Below are 17,466 nucleotides of genomic sequence, written 5' to 3' on the forward strand. Positions count from 1 at the left end.
GTCAGTCCTGGTACCGCGCCGTCGGGGGGCCGGGCGAAGGGCCGAAGCTGCGTAGGTGCGCGTTGTAGAGCGCCTCCCACGTTCCGTTGTCGCGCATCCGCTCGAGCACTCCGTTGACGAACCGGACCAGATCGACGTTCTCCTTCTTGACCCCGACTCCGTACGGTTCGACCGAGATGTTGGGCCCGACCACCACGACATTCGGATCCTGAGCGGCCAGGCCCGCCAAGACGACCCCGTCCGTTCCGATCGCGTCGATCTGGCCCTGCTGCAGCATCACCAGGCAGTCGGTCCAGGTGGGTGCGCCGAGCACCGTCGGCCGGGGATCGAGCCCGTACAGCTTTGCCGCCGACGTCGTTCCCGACACCGCGCACGCCCGCTTGCCCGAAAGGTCCGCGGCAGAACGGATTTCCGAATCCCTGCGCACCAGGATCTTCTGGTCGGCGTAGAAGTACACCGTAGAGAAGGCGACCTTGCTCTTGCGTTCGCAGTTGATCGAGTAGGTGCGGACCACCACGTCGACGTCGCCGGACTGCAGTAGGGCCTCGCGTTCGCTACCTGCGACCACCCGGAACTGGATGCGATCGGGATTGCCGAAGATGGCACGTGCGAGCTGGCGAGCGATGTCGATGTCGAAGCCCTCCAGCTGCCCAGTGAACGGGTTCCGATAGCCGAACAGATACTGGTTCTGGTCGACGCCGACGATCAGCCGACCACGTTCGGCGATCGCCGCCATCGTCGAACCCGCGGGCATCGCGCCCGGGTCGGGCAGCGGACCTGGACGCAGGCTGGCCTCCTGATTGCAGTCGTCGACGACCGAGTTGGCTCCAGCGGTGACGTCCTTGACCCCGGCGGGCGTCACCTCGACCGGAGCGACCGTCACCGGTGGCGGTGCAGGCTGCGTTCCACAACCAGCAACCAAGGCGAGCGCGAGCACTGCCATGCCGATTCGAGTTCTCATAGAAACTCCTTGAGTCGCGGCCACAACCCGACGACCGCCGCGACCGCCGCGACCGCCATGAGCACCAGCGCACCCGTGGGGGCGAACGTCAGCCAGGTGCCCGCGCTGGACACGCCGTCGCGCAGGGTTGCGCGGGTCTCCTCGATTTCGCCTCGCAGGCCCGACTCGACAGCGGCGAAGTGAGCGGCCGAGGCATTCGGATCGCCGCCGATCGCTTGGTCGACCGCGGCGGCGTAGTCGCCACCCAAGTAGACGTCGACCTGCTTGCGGTGGCTTGCCGTCCAGTCCCCCAGCGGGTTGGACGCCTCCGACGATGCACTGTTCAGCAGGTCATTCATTTGGGCGATGCGATCGCCAAACGACTTTTCACTGGCAGTGATGTCGCCACGCGTGATCAGCAGCAGCGTCTCGTCGGTCCGGGCCTGCTGGGCGAGGATGCGGGCCTTGGCCAGCTGTGCGAACTTCGCGGTGCCCTCGGTCCGGCTCTCGTCGATCGCGCCCGCCGCGAGCTGGATCGCTGCCACCATCCAGATGCCGACGACCACCACCAGTCCGGCAGCCACCATGAGACCGATGTTGAACTGCCGGTTGGTGCGCCGATACACCAGCACCGAGCCGACGGCGATCGCCGCAAGCGCCACTGCCAGTAGTGCGAGCCCGACGAGCGGCAGTGTGCCGACGGCGCGCTGATCCTCGTCGACCGCGGCGAGGTCGCGAGTGAAGATCTTCTCGGCCCCGGGCAGCGTGGTGGTCTGCATCAGCGACGACGCCTCACGCAGGTATGCGGACCCGACGGGGAAGCCCTGCCTGCTGTTGCTGCGCGCCGCCTCCACCAGCCCGGTGTACGCCATCAATTGCGCCGAGAGCTCCGCCGCCGCAGCGCGCGTGGCCGGGTCGGTGGCGCCCGCGGTGACGTCGGCCAACGCGGCGGCCGCGTCGGCGAGCGCCCGTTGATATTGCACCCGCACGGGACCGCTCTCGTCTCCCGAGAGGAACGCCGAGGCCGCTGCGGCGTCGGCGGCCGACAACGCGGCGTACAGGTTCTGCGCCGAGTAGGCAAGCGGCTCGGACTGGTCGAGCACCTCGCGGTGCTTGGCGATCCGACCGTCGAGTTGCCCTCCGCATACCAGTCCGGCGATCACGCAGATCGCGGCCACGGTGATCGCAATGAGGCCGACCACGCCGGGCGTCGTGCGCGCGAAGCGTCGCAACCACGCCGCCGATGCCCGCCGGTCCAGAGTCCGCGAAGAGCCCTGCTCCATCACCGCAGCTTCCACCACGACGCGATCGTAATCGCATACGGTGCGCGATTTCCCGATTCGCGCATGGGATGCCCGCGAGGCCATGAGCACCAGGGTGTAAAGACGCAACTGCGCAGGTGAGACGCGGTAGCGCAAGGACTCCGTAAACGAACGCCGCGGGCGCGTCAAGAAACCGTCAAGGCCGGTCGAATCGCGTCAAGGAAGGCGTTGACTCATCCGTCGTGCCCTTTCCCCGAGGGCCCCGAACGGAGTTGAGATGTCCATCGTCGTATTCGTCTTGCTGACGCTCGCGATCTTCGCGCTGCTCGGCCTCGTCCAGAGGATGTTCGAGCGGTGAACGCCGAGAACATCGTCGGGCTGATCCTCGCCGTCCTCATCGCGGTATTCACGTTCGCCGCACTTCTGTTTCCCGAGAGGTTCTAGTGTCATCGACTTGGGCGGGAATCGTCTTTCTCGCAACGCTGATCCTGGCGCTGGTGGCGGTCCACGTGCCGCTAGGCGACTACATGTATCGGGTCTACAACGCCGACAAGCACTCTCGCGTCGAAAAGGTCGTCTACAAGGCCATCGGCGCCAACCCCGAGGCGGAGCAGGGCTGGGGCGCCTATGCCCGCAGCGTGCTCGCGTTCTCGGCCGTCAGCATCCTGGCGCTGTTCACCTTGCAACTGGTCCAGGGCAGACTCCCGCTGCACCTCAACGATCCCGCCACCCCGATGACGCCCGCGCTGGCGTGGAACACGGCGGTCAGCTTCGTCACCAACACCAACTGGCAGGCCTACTCGGGTGAGTCCACCCAGGGCCACCTGGTCCAGATGGCCGGGCTGACGGTGCAGAACTTCGTCTCGGCCGCCGTCGGCATGGCCGTCGCGATCGCACTGGTGCGCGGGTTCGCCCGACGCCGCACCAGTGACCTCGGCAACTTCTGGGTCGACCTGGTGCGCGGCACGATTCGCATCCTGCTGCCGCTGGCCATCATCGCCGCCATCATCCTGATCGCCGGCGGGGTCATCCAGAACTTCCACCTCCACGACCAGGTCGTCAACACCATCGCCGGCGGCACCCAGACCATTCCCGGTGGTCCGGTCGCCAGCCAAGAGGCCATCAAGGAGCTCGGCACCAACGGTGGCGGCTTCTTCAACGCCAACTCCGCGCATCCGTTCGAGAACCCCACCTCGTGGACCAACTGGATCGAGATCTTCCTGCTGCTGGTCATCTCGTTCACGCTGCCGCGCACCTTCGGCCGCATGGTGAACAGCCCGAAGCAGGGCTACGCGATCGTCGCGGTGATGGGTGTCATTGCCACCCTGAGCGTTTCGCTGATGCTGTTCTTCCAGATCCGGGCGGGCGGCACGGTCCCCACCGCCGTGGGCTCCGCGATGGAAGGCGTCGAGCAACGGTTCGGCGTCCCGGACTCCGCGGTGTTCGCCGATGCGACGACGCTGACGTCGACGGGTGCGGTGAACTCGTTCCACGACTCCTACACCAGCCTCGGCGGCATGATGACGATGTTCAACATGCAACTCGGCGAAGTCGCGCCGGGCGGAACGGGTTCCGGCCTGTACGGCATGCTGATCCTCGCGGTCATCACGGTCTTCGTCGCCGGCCTCATGGTCGGCCGCACGCCGGAATACCTCGGCAAGAAGATCACCCCGCGTGAGATCAAGCTCGCCGCAAGCTACTTCCTGGTCACCCCGTTGCTCGTGTTGACGGGTACCGCCATCGCCATGGCCATGCCCGGCCAGCGCGCCGGCATGCTCAACACCGGCCCGCACGGGCTCTCGGAGGTGCTCTACGCGTTCACCTCCGCGGCCAACAACAACGGCTCCGCCTTCGCGGGCGTCAGCGTCAACACCACGTGGTACAACACCGCGCTCGGATTGGCCATGGTGTTCGGCCGCTTCCTGCCGATCATCCTGGTGCTCGCCCTCGCCGGTTCACTTGCCGCCCAGGGCACTACGCCGGTGTCCGTCGGCACCCTCCCCACCCACCGACCACAGTTCGTCGGGATGGTCGCAGGCGTGACGTTGATCCTCGTCGCCCTGACCTTCCTGCCGATGCTGGCGCTCGGACCCCTCGCTGAAGGAATCCACTGATGACCGTTACCGCCGTTTCTGGCCGCGCCGCGAAACACGACGACGCGTCCCCATCCAAGAACCGGGTGCAGGGCGGCCTGCTCGATCCACGCATGCTGGGCAAGTCGCTGCCCGACGCGCTGCGCAAGCTCGACCCGCGCACGCTGTGGCGCAACCCCGTCATGTTCATCGTCGAGATCGGCGCCGTCTGGAGCACCATCCTGGCCATCACCAGCCCCAGTTGGTTCGCCTGGATGATCGTCTTCTGGCTGTGGCTCACGGTGCTGTTCGCCAATCTCGCCGAGGCCGTGGCCGAGGGCCGCGGCAAGGCTCAGGCCGACTCGCTGCGAAAGACGAAGTCGCACTCCGTCGCACGCCGACTCACCGGCTGGGGCCCCAACCGTCCCGGCACCGAGGAGGAGATCGGCGCCCCGATGCTCCAGCAGGGCGACGTCGTCGTCGTCGAGGCTGGGCAGGTCATTCCCGGTGACGGCGACGTCGTCGAAGGCATTGCGTCCGTGGACGAGTCGGCGATCACCGGCGAGTCGGCTCCCGTCATCCGCGAGTCCGGCGGCGACCGGTCCGCGGTCACCGGCGGCACCACCGTGCTCTCCGACCGCATCGTCGTCCGCATCACGCAGAAGCCCGGCGAGAGCTTCATCGACCGGATGATCGCCCTCGTCGAGGGCGCGAACCGGCAGAAGACACCCAACGAGATCGCGCTGAACATCCTGCTCGCCGCGCTCACGGTCATCTTCGTGTTCGCGGTCGCGACGCTGCAGCCGCTGGCCATCTACTCCAAGGCCAACAACCCCGGCGTGCCGGACACGTTGGCGTTGGGCAGCAACGGCATCAGCGGCATCGTCATGGTCGCACTTCTGGTGTGCCTCATCCCGACGACCATCGGCGCGCTGCTGAGCGCCATCGGCATCGCGGGTATGGACCGCCTCGTGCAGCGCAACGTGCTTGCCATGTCGGGCCGCGCCGTCGAGGCCGCCGGTGACGTCAACACGCTGCTGCTCGACAAGACCGGCACCATCACCCTGGGCAATCGGCAAGCGTCGGAACTCCTTCCGGTTTCCGGCGTCACCCCCGAACGGCTCGCCGACGCCGCGCAGCTTTCCAGCCTGGCCGACGAGACCCCCGAGGGCCGCTCGATCGTCGTCCACGCCAAGGAGAGCTACGGCCTGCGGGCCCGCACCCCTGGCGAACTGACCGGTGCCAACTGGGTCGAGTTCACCGCAACCACCAGGATGTCGGGTGTCGACCTCGAGGACGGGCAGTCCTTGCGCAAGGGCGCGGCCAGCTCCGTCACCGACTGGGTGCGCAACGAGGGCGGCACGGTGCCGCCGGACCTCGGCGAGCTCGTCGACGGCATCTCCGCCGCGGGCGGGACGCCACTGGTCGTCGGCCTGGCTCAGCACGGCACGGCACAGGTGCTCGGCGTCATCCACCTCAAGGACGTCGTCAAGCAGGGCATGCGCGAACGGTTCGACGAGATGCGCCGCATGGGCATCCGCACCGTGATGATCACCGGTGACAATCCGTTGACCGCCAAGGCGATTGCCGATGAGGCAGGCGTCGACGACTTCCTCGCCGAGGCCACGCCGGAGGACAAGCTGGCGCTGATCAGGAGCGAGCAGGAAGGCGGCAAGCTCGTCGCGATGACCGGTGACGGCACCAACGACGCCCCTGCGCTGGCGCAGGCCGACGTCGGCGTCGCGATGAACACCGGCACGTCGGCGGCCAAGGAGGCCGGCAACATGGTCGACCTCGATTCCGACCCGACGAAGCTGATCGAGATCGTCGAGATCGGCAAGCAACTGCTGATCACGCGCGGCGCGTTGACCACGTTCTCCATCGCCAACGACATCGCGAAGTACTTCGCGATCATCCCGGCGATGTTCGTGGCGCTGTTCCCCGGCCTCGACCTGCTCAACGTCATGCGGCTGCACAGCCCGCAGTCGGCGATCCTGTCGGCGGTCATCTTCAACGCGATCGTCATTGTCGCGCTGATCCCGCTGTCGCTGCGTGGCGTGCGCTACACGCCTGCCAGTGCGTCGAAGTTGTTGAGCCGCAACCTGTACGTCTACGGCCTCGGCGGCATCATCGCACCGTTCATCGGAATCAAACTCATCGACCTGGTCGTTCAACTCTTCCCCGGGATGTCCTAATCATGAAGTTCACCAACATCATTCGCCAACACTGGGCGGCGCTGCGCGCGCTTCTGGTACTCACCGTCATCGTTGGCGGCGCCTACCCCGCGCTCATCTGGCTGGTGGCCCAGATTCCCGGCCTGCAAGACAAGGCAGGAGGGTCGATCATCGAGGCGGACGGCAAGCCGGTCGGCAGCAGCCTCATCGGCCAGCTCTTCACCGACGCCGACGGAAACGCACTGCCGCAGTACTTCCAGAGCCGGCCGTCCGCCGCCGGAGCCGGGTACGACCCGCTGGCCACCAGTGCCAGCAACCTCGGGCCCGAGAGCATCGTCGACACGCTCGGCGATCCGGCGCTGCCCGCGGCCGACAACGGATCCAAGAGCAGCCTGCTCACCCTGGTGTGCTCGCGCAGCGTCGCGGCGGGCGAGCTCGACGGGGTCGACGGAGCGCGGCCGTACTGCACGGGCGAGGGCGTGGGCGCGGTGCTGTCGGTGATCGGACCGCGCGACCTGACGGGCCCCAACGCAGGTCAAGTCGTCCGACCGACCCGGGTGGTCAGCGTCAACGAACCGTGCGACACGACACCGAATCCTTTCGTCGCCACCTATCAGGGCGTCCGGGTGGAGTGCGCGAAGTTCGGCGAGGACTACAGCATCGGGCAGCTCGTGCCGGTTCGCGGTGCGGCCCCCGCCGATTCGAAGGTGCCCGCCGACGCCGTCACCGCCAGCGGTAGCGGGCTCGACCCCGACATCTCTCCGGCCTACGCCGAACTGCAGGTGAACCGGGTCGCGTCCGCCCGCGGCATCAGCGCCGAGGAGGTTCGCAAGGTCGTCGCCGCGAACACCGATGGCCGCACGCTGGGCTTCATCGGGGAGCCGACCGTCAACGTACTGGCGGTCAACCTGGCGCTCGATCAGCTGGCCCGATGACGTACGCCCCGTGAGCCCTAGCAACGAGAAAGACCCCGTCCTTCGGGGGCGGACGCTGCGTTCAGGTGGATGATGGGCGAGATGGGTACGTACCGGGTCGACAAGCGCGGTGAACTGCGCATCTACCTGGGCGCGGCTCCCGGCGTCGGCAAGACGTTCGCGATGCTCGGCGAGGCGCACCGCAGGCTGGAGCGCGGCACCGACGTAGTGGCCGCCGTGGTCGAGACGCACGGCCGCAAGAAGACGGCGGAACTGCTCAGCGACATCGAGCTGGTCCCGCCCCGGTTCATCGACTACCGCGGCGGGACGTTCGCCGAACTCGACGTGCCCGCCGTCATCGCCCGCGATCCCGACGTGGTGCTGGTCGACGAGCTCGCCCACACGAACACCCCTGGCAGCAAGAACCCCAAGCGCTGGCAGGACGTCGAGGAGCTGCTCGAGGCGGGGATCACGGTGATCTCCACCGTCAACGTGCAGCACCTCGAGAGTCTGAACGACGTCGTCACGCAGATCACCGGCATCGAGCAGCAGGAGAAGGTGCCCGACGAGGTGGTCCGCGCGGCCGACCAGATCGAGCTCGTCGATATCACGCCGGAGGCGTTGCGGCGCAGACTCTCCCACGGAAACGTCTATGCGCCGGAACGCATCGACGCCGCGCTGAGCAACTACTTCCGGCCGGGCAACCTCACCGCGTTGCGCGAGCTCGCGCTGTTGTGGCTCGCCGACCAGGTCGACGCCGCACTGGCCAAGTACCGAAAAGACCATGAGATCAGCGACACGTGGGAGGCCCGCGAACGCGTCGTGGTCGCCGTCACCGGCGGGCCCGAGTCGGAGACGTTGGTGCGCAGAGCCTTTCGCATCGCGTCGAGGTCCAGCGCCGAACTGATGGTCGTGCACGTGGTGCGGGGCGACGGGCTCGCCGGCGTGTCGGCTCCCCAGATGGGCAAGGTTCGCGAGCTCGCGATCAGTCTCGGGGCGACACTGCACACTGTCGTCGGCGACGACGTCTCCACCGCTCTGCTGGACTTCGCACGCGAGATGAACGCCACGCAGCTGGTGCTCGGCACGTCACGCCGGTCGCGGTGGGCCCGAATCCTCGACGAGGGCATCGGCGCGGAGACGGTGCAGCACAGCGGCAAAATCGACGTCCACATGGTCACACACGGCCAGGCCAAGCCGGGTTGGTCGTGGTCGGCGGCCACCCCGCGCCAACGGCATCTCACGTCGTGGCTGGCCGCCGTCGTGGTGCCGTCGGCGATCTGCGCGGTCACCGTGCTCCTGTTGGACCGCTTCCTGGGCATCGGCGGCGAGAGCGCGCTGTTCTTCGTCGGTGTGCTGGTCGTCGCGCTGCTGGGCGGCGTCGCGCCGGCCGCACTGTCGGCGTTGCTCTCGGGGCTGCTGCTCAACTACTTCCTCGTCGCGCCGCGCTACACGTTCACCATCGCCGAACCCGACAGCGCCATCACCGTCGTCGTGCTGCTCGCCGTCGCGGTCGCGGTGGCCGTCCTGGTCGACGGTGCGGCCAAGCGCGCGCGGGAGGCCCGCCGCGCATCGCAGGAGGCCGAACTGCTCGCGCTCTTCGCCGGGTCCGTACTGCGGGGCGCCGACCTGACGACGCTGCTGGAGCGGGTCCGCGAAACCTACTCGCAGCGCGCGGTGAGTCTGGCCCGCGAACGCGCCCACGACGACATGGAGATCATCGCCTGCGTCGGCGCCAACCCCTGCGTCGACGTCGACACCGCCGATACCGCAATAGATGTCGGCGACGACGAGTTCTGGATGCTGTTGAGCGGGCGCAAGCTCGCCGCGCGCGACCGTCGCGTGTTGACCGCAGTGGCCAAGCAGGCCGCCGGCCTGGTACGGCAACGCCAACTCGTCGAAGAGGCGGGCAAGGCCGAGGCCATCGCGCAAGCCGACGAGCTGCGTCGCTCCCTGCTGTCGGCGGTCAGCCACGACCTGCGCACGCCGCTGGCCGCCGCCAAGGCCGCGGTGTCGAGCCTGCGCAGCGACGACATCGGCTTCTCGCCAGAGGACACCGCCGAGCTGCTGGCCACCGTCGAAGAGTCGATCGACCAACTCACCGCCCTGGTCGGGAACCTGCTCGACTCGTCGCGGCTGGCCGCGGGTGTCGTTCAGCCCGAACTCCGCAACGTCTACCTCGACGAGGTAGTGCACCGCGCAATCGTCGGAATCAACAGGGGCACAGGCGGACTCGATCGGATCAAGGTCGACGTCGGCGACACCGTCGTGATGGCCGATAGCGGCCTACTAGAGCGCGTGCTGGTGAACCTCATCGACAATGCGCTGCGCTACGCCCCCGACGGGCTGATCCGCATCAACGCCGGCCGCATCAACGAGCGTGTGCTCATCAACGTCGTCGACGAAGGCCCCGGCATCGGGCGCGGCGCCGAGGAGCAACTGTTCGCGCCGTTCCAGCGCCTCGGCGACAGCGACAATACGTCCGGCGTAGGCCTCGGGCTCTCCGTCGCAAAGGGTTTCGTCGAGGCGATGGGCGGCAACATCGCGGCGACCGATACCCCCGGCGGCGGGCTGACCGTCGTGGTCGACCTGGCCGCCAGCCCGGGAGAGCGACCATGACCCGGGTATTGGTGATCGACGACGAGCCGCAGATCCTGCGCGCACTGCGGATCAACCTGTCGGTGCGCGGCTACGACGTGACGACGGCGGCCGACGGTGCGTCTGCGTTGAAGGCCGCCGCCGAGCACCGCCCCGACGTCGTCGTGCTCGACCTCGGACTGCCCGACATGTCCGGCATCGACGTGCTCGCCGGGCTGCGCGGCTGGCTGACCGCCCCGGTGATCGTGCTGTCGGCGCGCACGGACTCGATGGACAAGGTGGAGGCCCTCGACGCCGGCGCCGACGACTACGTCACCAAACCCTTCGGAATGGACGAGTTCCTGGCGCGGCTTCGGGCGGCGGTACGGCGTGGCACCGCAGCCTCGGCCACCGACGAGCCGGTCATCGAAACGTCGTCGTTCACCGTCGATTTGGCGGCGAAGAAGGTCACGAAGAACGACGTCGAGGTGCACCTGACACCCACCGAGTGGGGCATGTTGGAGATGCTGGTGCGCAACCGCGGCAAGCTCGTCGGCCGCGAGGAACTGCTCAAGGAGGTGTGGGGTCCGGCGTACGCGAAGGAGACCCACTACCTACGGGTGTACCTGGCGCAGCTGCGCCGCAAGCTCGAGGACGACCCCAGCCACCCGAAGCACCTGCTCACCGAAGCCGGGATGGGCTACCGCTTCCAGGAGTAAGTTCCCTTCGCCGCGCTAGGGAATCCAAGTAGTCGTTGGCTGGGCACCTCCGAAATCCAAGTAGTCGGCTCCGGGTCAGAAGTGCCGTCGCTCAGGTCAGAGTCGAGGGGCTATCGCCAGGTGAGGGGATCGATGACAACTCGCGACGACTACGAGGCGGCGCTGCGCCGGCTGCCCGAAGCACACTCGTTGGCGCTGCGCCTGAACGACGCCGGGGTAGCCGACGACGTCATCTGTGGCTATTTGCACATAGAACCGGAAGGCCTCGCCACCCTACTTGACCTCGCGCGGAGAAAACTGGACGCGTCGCTCAGCAAACCACAGCAATGACACAGCCGAGTCGCTAAGATCTGCGCAATGGTGGATCGGTGGCCCCTCACGGGTCGCGCGGAGGAGCTTCGCGTCATCAGTGAAGCGCTATCCGATGACGATCACCAGGGCATGGTCATTGCCGGCCAGGCTGGCGTCGGCAAGACCCGCCTGGCCCGCACCGCCGCCGACGCGGCAGCGAAGGCGGGATGGTCGGTGCACCGTATCGCCGGAACGACCACCGGCCAGCCAGTGACGTTGGGCGCTTTCGCCCGCTGGGCCGACGCAACCGATGGCTCACCGCTGATGTTGGCGCGCAAGGTGTTCGCCGGCCTGAAGGCAGATGCCGGTGACGCGCAGCTGCTGCTCTTCGTCGACGACGCACATCTGCTCGACGACATGTCCGCGATGATCGTCCATCAACTGCTGTTGCAGAACACCGCCAGCGTCATCGCCACCATCCGCTCCGGCGAATCCGCACCCGACGCGGTGACGGCACTCTGGAAGGACGGCCTCCTCCGCCGGCTCGAGCTCCAGCCGCTATCCCACGACGAATGTGGCGAGCTGCTCGAGACTGTACTCGACGGACCCGTTAGTGCTACGTGCGTCGACCGGATGTGGACGTTGAGCCGAGGCAACGTGCTGTTCCTGCATCACCTCGTCGAGCACGAGCGGGATTCTGGCCGCCTCGCGAGTGTCGATGGCGAATGGCGTTGGTCCGGAACACATTCGGTGTCACCATCGCTGGTTGAACTGGTGGAGACGCAGATCGGCGCGGTGCCCGACGACGTACGCGAGGTCGTCGATCTGGTCGCGATCGCGGAACCCATCGACCAAGCACTGCTGAGCTCGATTGCGGACCCGCAAGCCATCGAGGCCGCCGAACACCTCGGCCTGATCACGGCGAGCGCCGACACCGTCTTCGTCGGCCATCCGCTGTATGGCGAGATCAGGCTGAGCCAGTGCGGTCCCATACGGCTACGGCGGTTGCGTGGCCGCGTCGCAGCGGCGATGGCAACATCTGGCATGGCAGACCCGCTTCGCCTCGGTCTGCTGTGGTTGGAGTCCGACCTACCGCCCGACGTTGCGATCCTGTCCACCGCGGCCTTCATGTCGGCCTCGCTGGTCGACCTCGAGCTGGCCGACCGGTTGGCCCGCGCGGTCGTCGACGCGGATCCGAGCCCGTCCTCCAAGCTGCTGCTGGCCCACATCCTGTACATACAGGAAAAGGGGCAAGAGGCGGAGGAACTGCTCGACGCCCTCGGCGCCGATGAACTCGTTGCGCCGGGCTTCGTGGACGGAGTGATCCTGCGCGCGGCAAATCTGTTGTTCCCGTTGCGAAATCCCGATGCTGCCCGGGCCGTCATCGACGATGCGGTGCAACTCGGCGATGAGGCCCGCAACCAGGCTTTGCTGACGTTCCGGGCCGTCGGCGAGGCGATGGCGGCCGACCCCGCCACGGCGGTCGAGACGATGTGCTCAGTCGCCTATGACCAGCTCGACAGCTATGGCCGCGTGCTCGGCTACGCCGCCGAGACGATCGCGCTTGGGGATCTGGGGCTCACCGCACGCGCGACTGAACGGGCGTCCGCGGGCTATCGCGAGCTCACCGAGTCGCCGCAGGAATCCTTTCACGCCTCGGGTCTCGCCGAGTTCCACGCCTACGCACTGCTGGCCGCGGGGTGCGTCGACGACGCGGTCGTCATCGCCGAGCAAGGTCACCGCCAGTACGCCGAGCTACCCGGCATGTCGCGCTCGATGGCGATCGCGGCGCTGGGCATGGCAGCGCTGGGCAGCGGGGATCTGAACACCGCCCGACGCCAGTTCGACTCGGCCCGAGAGAGTTTCGGCGACTACGGTGAAGTCGCGGGCCTCTACTACCGGTTTCGCATTCTTCACACCGAGGTGTTGGCCCGGTCCGGCCTTCGCGACGCGGCGATTGCGTCCCTCGAGACCACCCGCCAAAGCCGCCATCCCTCATATGAATACGTCGAATCCGGCTATCTGCTGGCAAATGCCTGGGTCGCCGCGGTTTCCGGACGGGTCACCGAGGCGCGCGCGTTCAGCCGTCAAGCGGCCGAATTCGCCCGCAGCCATGGTCAACTGGCGCGCGAGGTATTGGCGCTGCAGGCGGCGGTGCAGTTCGGCGACGGGAGTGCCGTGGAACGACTGACCGAACTCGCGACCGCGGTCGAAGGCCCGCGGGCACCGTTGGCGGCGCGCTACGCACATGCCATCGCTACCGACGACGCCGCCGCGCTGGAGGCCGTGTCGCGTGACTTCGAGGCGATGGGCGACGCGTTGGCCGCCGTCGATGCCGCAGCGCAGGCCAGCACGTCACACCGACTCGCAGGTCGGCGCGGCAGCGCGCTGACGTCCAGCGCGCGCGCCTACCTGTTGGCCAATGATTGCGGTGGCGCGGTCAGCCCCGCGCTTGCCGCGGCCCGAGTACCGCTGCCGTTCACGCGACGCGAACACGAGATCGCCAAGCTGTTGTCCCGCGGGTTGTCCAACAAGGACATCGCGGAGGCGACTTCACTGTCCATCCGCACCGTCGAGGGCCACATCTACCAGGCCAGCGCCAAGGCGGGTGTGACTTCGCGGTCGGAACTGTCCGCGTTGGTGCAGCAATACAACGAACCCGAACCCGCGTCAAAGGGCTAACTCAGTGCTTGACGGCCTGGATCGTGTACGTGAGCGGCATCCGGTCACGACCCTCGGCCAGCACCCACTCGCCGTCGAAGTCCGGACTCGGAATCATGGCGTCGTCCAACGGGTTCCAGTGCACTTCACGGTGCTCCTCAAGCTTCGTCACCGTTAGCCCCGCGTCGCTCAACGCGGTGAAGAGCTCGCCCAGTCCGTGGTTGAAGATGACCGTCTCGGGTGCGGCCAGCTTCCCCTCGCCTGCGTACGTGTCCTCTTCGACGAACACCGTGCCCGACGTCTCGAAGTACGGATACTCGAGCACCAGCAGCCGATCGGGCCGGGGATCGCACATCGCCCACAGCACCGGGTGCCCCTCCCGCATGAAGAACCGGCCGCCAGGGCGCAGCAGCCCGGCGACGACGTCGGCCCAGCGCCGGATGTCGGGAAGCCAGCAGAGCGCTCCGATGCCGGTGTAGACGACGTCGTATCGTTGCGCCCCAAGGGCTTCCACGGCGGCGTAGAGGTCGGACTCGACGAACTCGACGTCGGCGCCAGCGCGTTGAGCCAGCGTCCGACCGGCCTCGAGCGCAAGCGGTGAGAAGTCCAAGCCCGTCGTCGACCGTGCACCGAGCCTCGCGAGCGACACCGTGTCGGTACCGATGTGGCACTGCAAGTGCACCACGTCGAGCCCGTCGAGTCGCCCCAGCCGCGGCAGGTCGTAGCGCACCACCGGCGAGAGGTAGTCGGGGTCGTCGAAGCTCGCCAGGTCGTAGCCGTCGGGTCCGGCGTGCAGCGGCACCCGGGACTCCCAATTGGCCAGATTGACGGCGCGCCAGTTGTCGGTCATGCCCCGATTCTCCGCGACGGAACGGCCGGGTGGGCGACGTCAGCGAAATGCTGAGTTCAGCCGCTGCTTGAACACCTCGTCGAAGCGACGATAGGCGCTTCGCAGGTCGTGTCCCGGCCATTGCCTTGGGATGAGCTCGGCGGGCAGGATCGGGTCGAGCTGAAGATGTCGGACCACCGCGATGGATAGCGCGAACTGATAGGTGAAGTCGGCGGTCCCGACCGCTTCCACGGTGAGTTCGTCGCGCATGGCGAGGGTGAGCCGGCGGGCGTCCACGGCCCAATCATCAAGGCCGAAAAGGGCTCTCACGGTCTCGGCCGGAATGCCGGTCGCGGCGCCGTGGAAGTGCACGCACTGCCGGTCCAGTACGGCGCGCAGTGACGGCAAGCGGTCCCGGTCGAGGTTGTCGGGCCGAAACCAGATGCCTTCGCGTAGTTCGGCCAGGTGCAGCGCCGTGGCCGCCTTGCGCAGCGCGAGCCGATCGGCGGCCGAGCGGCGTTCCGCGGAGATGACCGCCAACTCCCAGGTTCCATCCCACGGCGCGGCGGCGGCGTCGTCGATCCGGGCCGCGTCGTCGACGCGTTGGCGACGTTCGAGCAGGCCCCCCGCAAGGGCGTAGGTTCCGTCGTCGCCGATCAGTTCCCCGTTGGAGGCCATGCGCCACAGGCACGTACGGGCGGCGCCGTCACTGATGCCGAAGAGCGAGGCCACCCCGACGAGTTCGGAGACCGTCAGGTGCGGCTGGTCGGCACCCAACAGTGCCGTCGCGAGGACGGACCGCGCGCTCAGCGGACGGTCGCCGATCATCTCACGAACTTGTTGACGCGTGACGATCATAGTGTGATACTCGCACAGTATGAGCACTCCGACAAAGTCGTCGGTCGCCGAGGACGTCGAGATCGTTCGCCGCCTCCTTGCGCACATCGACGCCGGTACCACCGATGAGGGCGACGTCTGGCGTGAACCGGTCCAGAACTATTTGGATCCAACCCGATTCACCGACGAACTCGAGGTCTTGCGCTCGTTTCCGAGCGTGTACCTACCGTCGGCGGCGATTCCCAGCGCGGGCGACCACGCCGAACGCGTGACGTTCGGGGTGCCGCTGTTCGCGGTGCGAGGCCGCGACGGTCGGGCGCGCGTCTTCCGCAATGCATGCCGGCACCGCGGGTTGGCACTCGTCGAGGGCCGCGGCTGTTCGGCCGCGTTGGTGTGCCGTTACCACGGCTGGACTTATCGCCTCGACGGCGCGCTCTCGCACGTCCCCCACACCGACGCCTTCCCCGATCTGGACCCAGCCACCCGAGGCCTCGTCGAGGTGGACAGCCGAGAAGTGGACGGCCTCATCGTCATCGGCCCGCTGCAGTCACCGGCGCAGGATGCCGACGCGGCGATGGCGACCCTCGCCGACGGCAGCCCGTGGCGCGACAAGTTGACTCCCTTTAGCCGACTCGTGGCCGTCCGACCCACTCTGCGTGCGATGAACTGGAAGGTGCTTGTCGAGCAGTTCCTCGAGGGCTATCACATCCGCTCAACGCACAAGGACACCTTCTATCCGATTCAATACGACGACCTCAACGTCATCGAGGCATTCGGACCGAACACCCGAATAACGTTCCCCTACCAAAATATTGAACGACTGCGTGACCGCCCCGAATCCTCCTGGAATGTCGGTCACCGCGTGACCTACGTGTATCACCTGTTCCCGAACGTCATGTTCGTGACGTTCCCCAATCAGGTACTGGTGGTCACGATCGACCCCGTCGACGTCGAACATACCGATGTCACGATCTACGCGTTGGCCACGCCCGAGGTGGCCGAATACGTGTCGGCGAACCCCGAAGTCGCCGATGACCCGCGCAGCCTGCTGAACGCCGGTGGGATGGAAGACAACGAGATGTCGGAAGGCGTGCAGCGCGGTCTGCACGCCGGGGCGAATAGCTTCGTCGAATTCGGCAGGCACGAAAGCGCAATCGGGCGCTTCCACGCCACCCTCGACGAGCGGCTAGCTTGGATCCGATGAGCGACTATGAGCATCTGAGCTACGAACAGCGCGGGCCGGTCACGGTTATCACCATCAACCGTCCCGAGCGCATGAATGCCATTGGCCCGCAGACACATCGAGAGCTCATCGATGCGTGGGACCGCTTTCGCGCCGACGACGACGCGCTCGTCGGCGTCCTCACCGGCGCCGGATCCAAGGCGTTCTGCGCCGGCGGCGACTTGAAGGCGGCGGCCGCCGGGGAGCTCGTCGACCCAAGCCCGGCCGAGATCGCCGCCCACAACCGCGGCGAGCGTCCCGGCGTGCTCGGCCCGTCACGGTGGACCGACATCTACAAACCCACCATCGCAGCGATCAACGGCGTCGCCTACGCCGGCGGCCTGGAGTGGGCGTGCTGGACGGACCTGGCCATCGCCGACGAGCACGCCACCTTCGGCGTCACGTGCCGGCGCTGGAACATCGGGCTGGCCGACGGTGGCACCCAACGGCTCACCCGCATCCTCGGCTATCGCCGCGCGATCGAACTCATCATCACCGGACGGGTAATCGACGCCCACGAAGCCGAGCGCATCGGTCTCGTCAACGAGGTCGTGCCCAGCGGAACCTGCCTCGAGCGCGCGCTCGAACTCGCCGACACCATCGCCGCCCTCCCCCAGCCCGCGCTGCGCAGCGACCTGCAGGCCGCCCGCACCGGCCAAGGTCATCCGCTCGACGACGGCCTGCGCATCGAAGCCCAGTGCTTCAACCGCTCCATCTTCGAAGCCGAAACCTTCGAGGGGCTGCGCCAGTTCAACGAAAGAGACCACCCGGATCGCCGTGCCGACACTGCGCCGCTCACCCCGGGTATCGCCCGTTCCTCCTGACACCGACGCGGGTTCGACTAGTTCACAGGTTTCCGTCGGACTGCGGTCATCCGATCGACGCCCATCGTTCGTCTGCTGATCGCCTGCCCGTGTGCGCCGCGATGCCACGCTTGACCGGCAATCCCGTCCGCGCGAAAGGCCCGA

14 protein-coding genes are annotated in these 17,466 nt (G+C 67.4%); 10 read left to right on the forward strand and 4 right to left on the reverse strand.

The genetic code is table 11. The features are described from left to right. Window position 1: 1 nt before the first annotated feature. Together SLQ33_RS14450 and SLQ33_RS14455 are read right to left on the reverse strand one after the other, a co-directional pair. Window positions 2-961: a glutamate ABC transporter substrate-binding protein gene (locus tag SLQ33_RS14450; RefSeq protein WP_319454550.1), complete on the reverse strand. Its 960-nt coding sequence runs from the start codon at window positions 959-961 to the stop codon at window positions 2-4. Further along, window positions 958-2,241, reverse strand: a complete 1,284-nt coding sequence (locus SLQ33_RS14455; RefSeq protein WP_319454551.1) for a hypothetical protein — start codon at window positions 2,239-2,241, stop codon at window positions 958-960. Before SLQ33_RS14455 ends, SLQ33_RS14450 begins: the two co-directional genes overlap by 4 nt. A 315-nt stretch (window positions 2,242-2,556) precedes the next feature. On the opposite strand from SLQ33_RS14455, the gene SLQ33_RS14460 reads away from it, so the two are divergent. The 8 genes from SLQ33_RS14460 (at window position 2,557) to SLQ33_RS14495 (ending at window position 13,631) form a co-directional block, all read left to right on the forward strand. Beyond that, window positions 2,557-2,646, forward strand: coding sequence for a potassium-transporting ATPase subunit F (locus SLQ33_RS14460; RefSeq protein WP_319454552.1), 90 nt, complete (start codon window positions 2,557-2,559; stop codon window positions 2,644-2,646). After that, the gene (kdpA, locus tag SLQ33_RS14465) at window positions 2,646-4,316 is read left to right on the forward strand and encodes a potassium-transporting ATPase subunit KdpA (RefSeq protein WP_319454553.1); all 1,671 of its coding nucleotides are present in this window, start codon (window positions 2,646-2,648) and stop codon (window positions 4,314-4,316) included. The genes SLQ33_RS14460 and kdpA overlap by 1 nt, the downstream gene beginning before the upstream one ends. After that, complete coding sequence (gene kdpB / locus SLQ33_RS14470; protein WP_319454554.1) at window positions 4,316-6,469, forward strand: potassium-transporting ATPase subunit KdpB; 2,154 nt, start codon at window positions 4,316-4,318, stop codon at window positions 6,467-6,469. Before kdpA ends, kdpB begins: the two co-directional genes overlap by 1 nt. Before the next feature lie 2 nt (window positions 6,470-6,471). Continuing rightward, window positions 6,472-7,383, forward strand: coding sequence for a potassium-transporting ATPase subunit C (locus SLQ33_RS14475; RefSeq protein WP_319454555.1), 912 nt, complete (start codon window positions 6,472-6,474; stop codon window positions 7,381-7,383). A gap of 72 nt (window positions 7,384-7,455) precedes the next feature. Then, window positions 7,456-9,981, forward strand: coding sequence for a sensor histidine kinase KdpD (locus tag SLQ33_RS14480; RefSeq protein ID WP_319454556.1), 2,526 nt, complete (start codon window positions 7,456-7,458; stop codon window positions 9,979-9,981). Next, on the forward strand, window positions 9,978-10,658 hold the full coding sequence (locus tag SLQ33_RS14485; protein ID WP_319454557.1) for a response regulator: 681 nt from the start codon (window positions 9,978-9,980) through the stop codon (window positions 10,656-10,658). The genes SLQ33_RS14480 and SLQ33_RS14485 overlap by 4 nt, the downstream gene beginning before the upstream one ends. Before the next feature lie 132 nt (window positions 10,659-10,790). After that, window positions 10,791-10,988 (forward strand): hypothetical protein, encoded by a 198-nt coding sequence (locus SLQ33_RS14490; protein WP_319454558.1) that lies wholly within the window; start codon window positions 10,791-10,793, stop codon window positions 10,986-10,988. Window positions 10,989-11,015: 27 nt separating this feature from the next. Next, entirely contained in the window at window positions 11,016-13,631 is a 2,616-nt protein-coding gene (locus SLQ33_RS14495) for a LuxR C-terminal-related transcriptional regulator (protein WP_319454559.1), read from the forward strand. Between the two features lies 1 nt (window position 13,632). Here the strand turns inward: SLQ33_RS14495 and SLQ33_RS14500 are convergent, their stop codons facing one another. Both SLQ33_RS14500 and SLQ33_RS14505 read right to left on the reverse strand, forming a co-directional pair. Then, the gene (locus SLQ33_RS14500; protein WP_319454560.1) at window positions 13,633-14,460 is read right to left on the reverse strand and encodes a class I SAM-dependent methyltransferase; all 828 of its coding nucleotides are present in this window, start codon (window positions 14,458-14,460) and stop codon (window positions 13,633-13,635) included. A gap of 39 nt (window positions 14,461-14,499) precedes the next feature. Beyond that, on the reverse strand, window positions 14,500-15,297 hold the full coding sequence (locus SLQ33_RS14505) for a PaaX family transcriptional regulator C-terminal domain-containing protein (protein ID WP_319454561.1): 798 nt from the start codon (window positions 15,295-15,297) through the stop codon (window positions 14,500-14,502). Window positions 15,298-15,316: 19 nt separating this feature from the next. Here SLQ33_RS14505 and SLQ33_RS14510 point away from each other — a divergent pair, with 19 nt between their 5' ends. Then, window positions 15,317-16,480, forward strand: coding sequence for an aromatic ring-hydroxylating oxygenase subunit alpha (locus tag SLQ33_RS14510; RefSeq protein WP_319454562.1), 1,164 nt, complete (start codon window positions 15,317-15,319; stop codon window positions 16,478-16,480). Further along, complete coding sequence (locus SLQ33_RS14515; RefSeq protein WP_319454563.1) at window positions 16,477-17,322, forward strand: enoyl-CoA hydratase/isomerase family protein; 846 nt, start codon at window positions 16,477-16,479, stop codon at window positions 17,320-17,322. Before SLQ33_RS14510 ends, SLQ33_RS14515 begins: the two co-directional genes overlap by 4 nt. Window positions 17,323-17,466: the final 144 nt, after the last annotated feature.

It is taken from the genome of Mycobacterium sp. RTGN6, from assembly GCF_033804605.1.
Lineage (GTDB): Bacteria > Actinomycetota > Actinomycetes > Mycobacteriales > Mycobacteriaceae > Mycobacterium.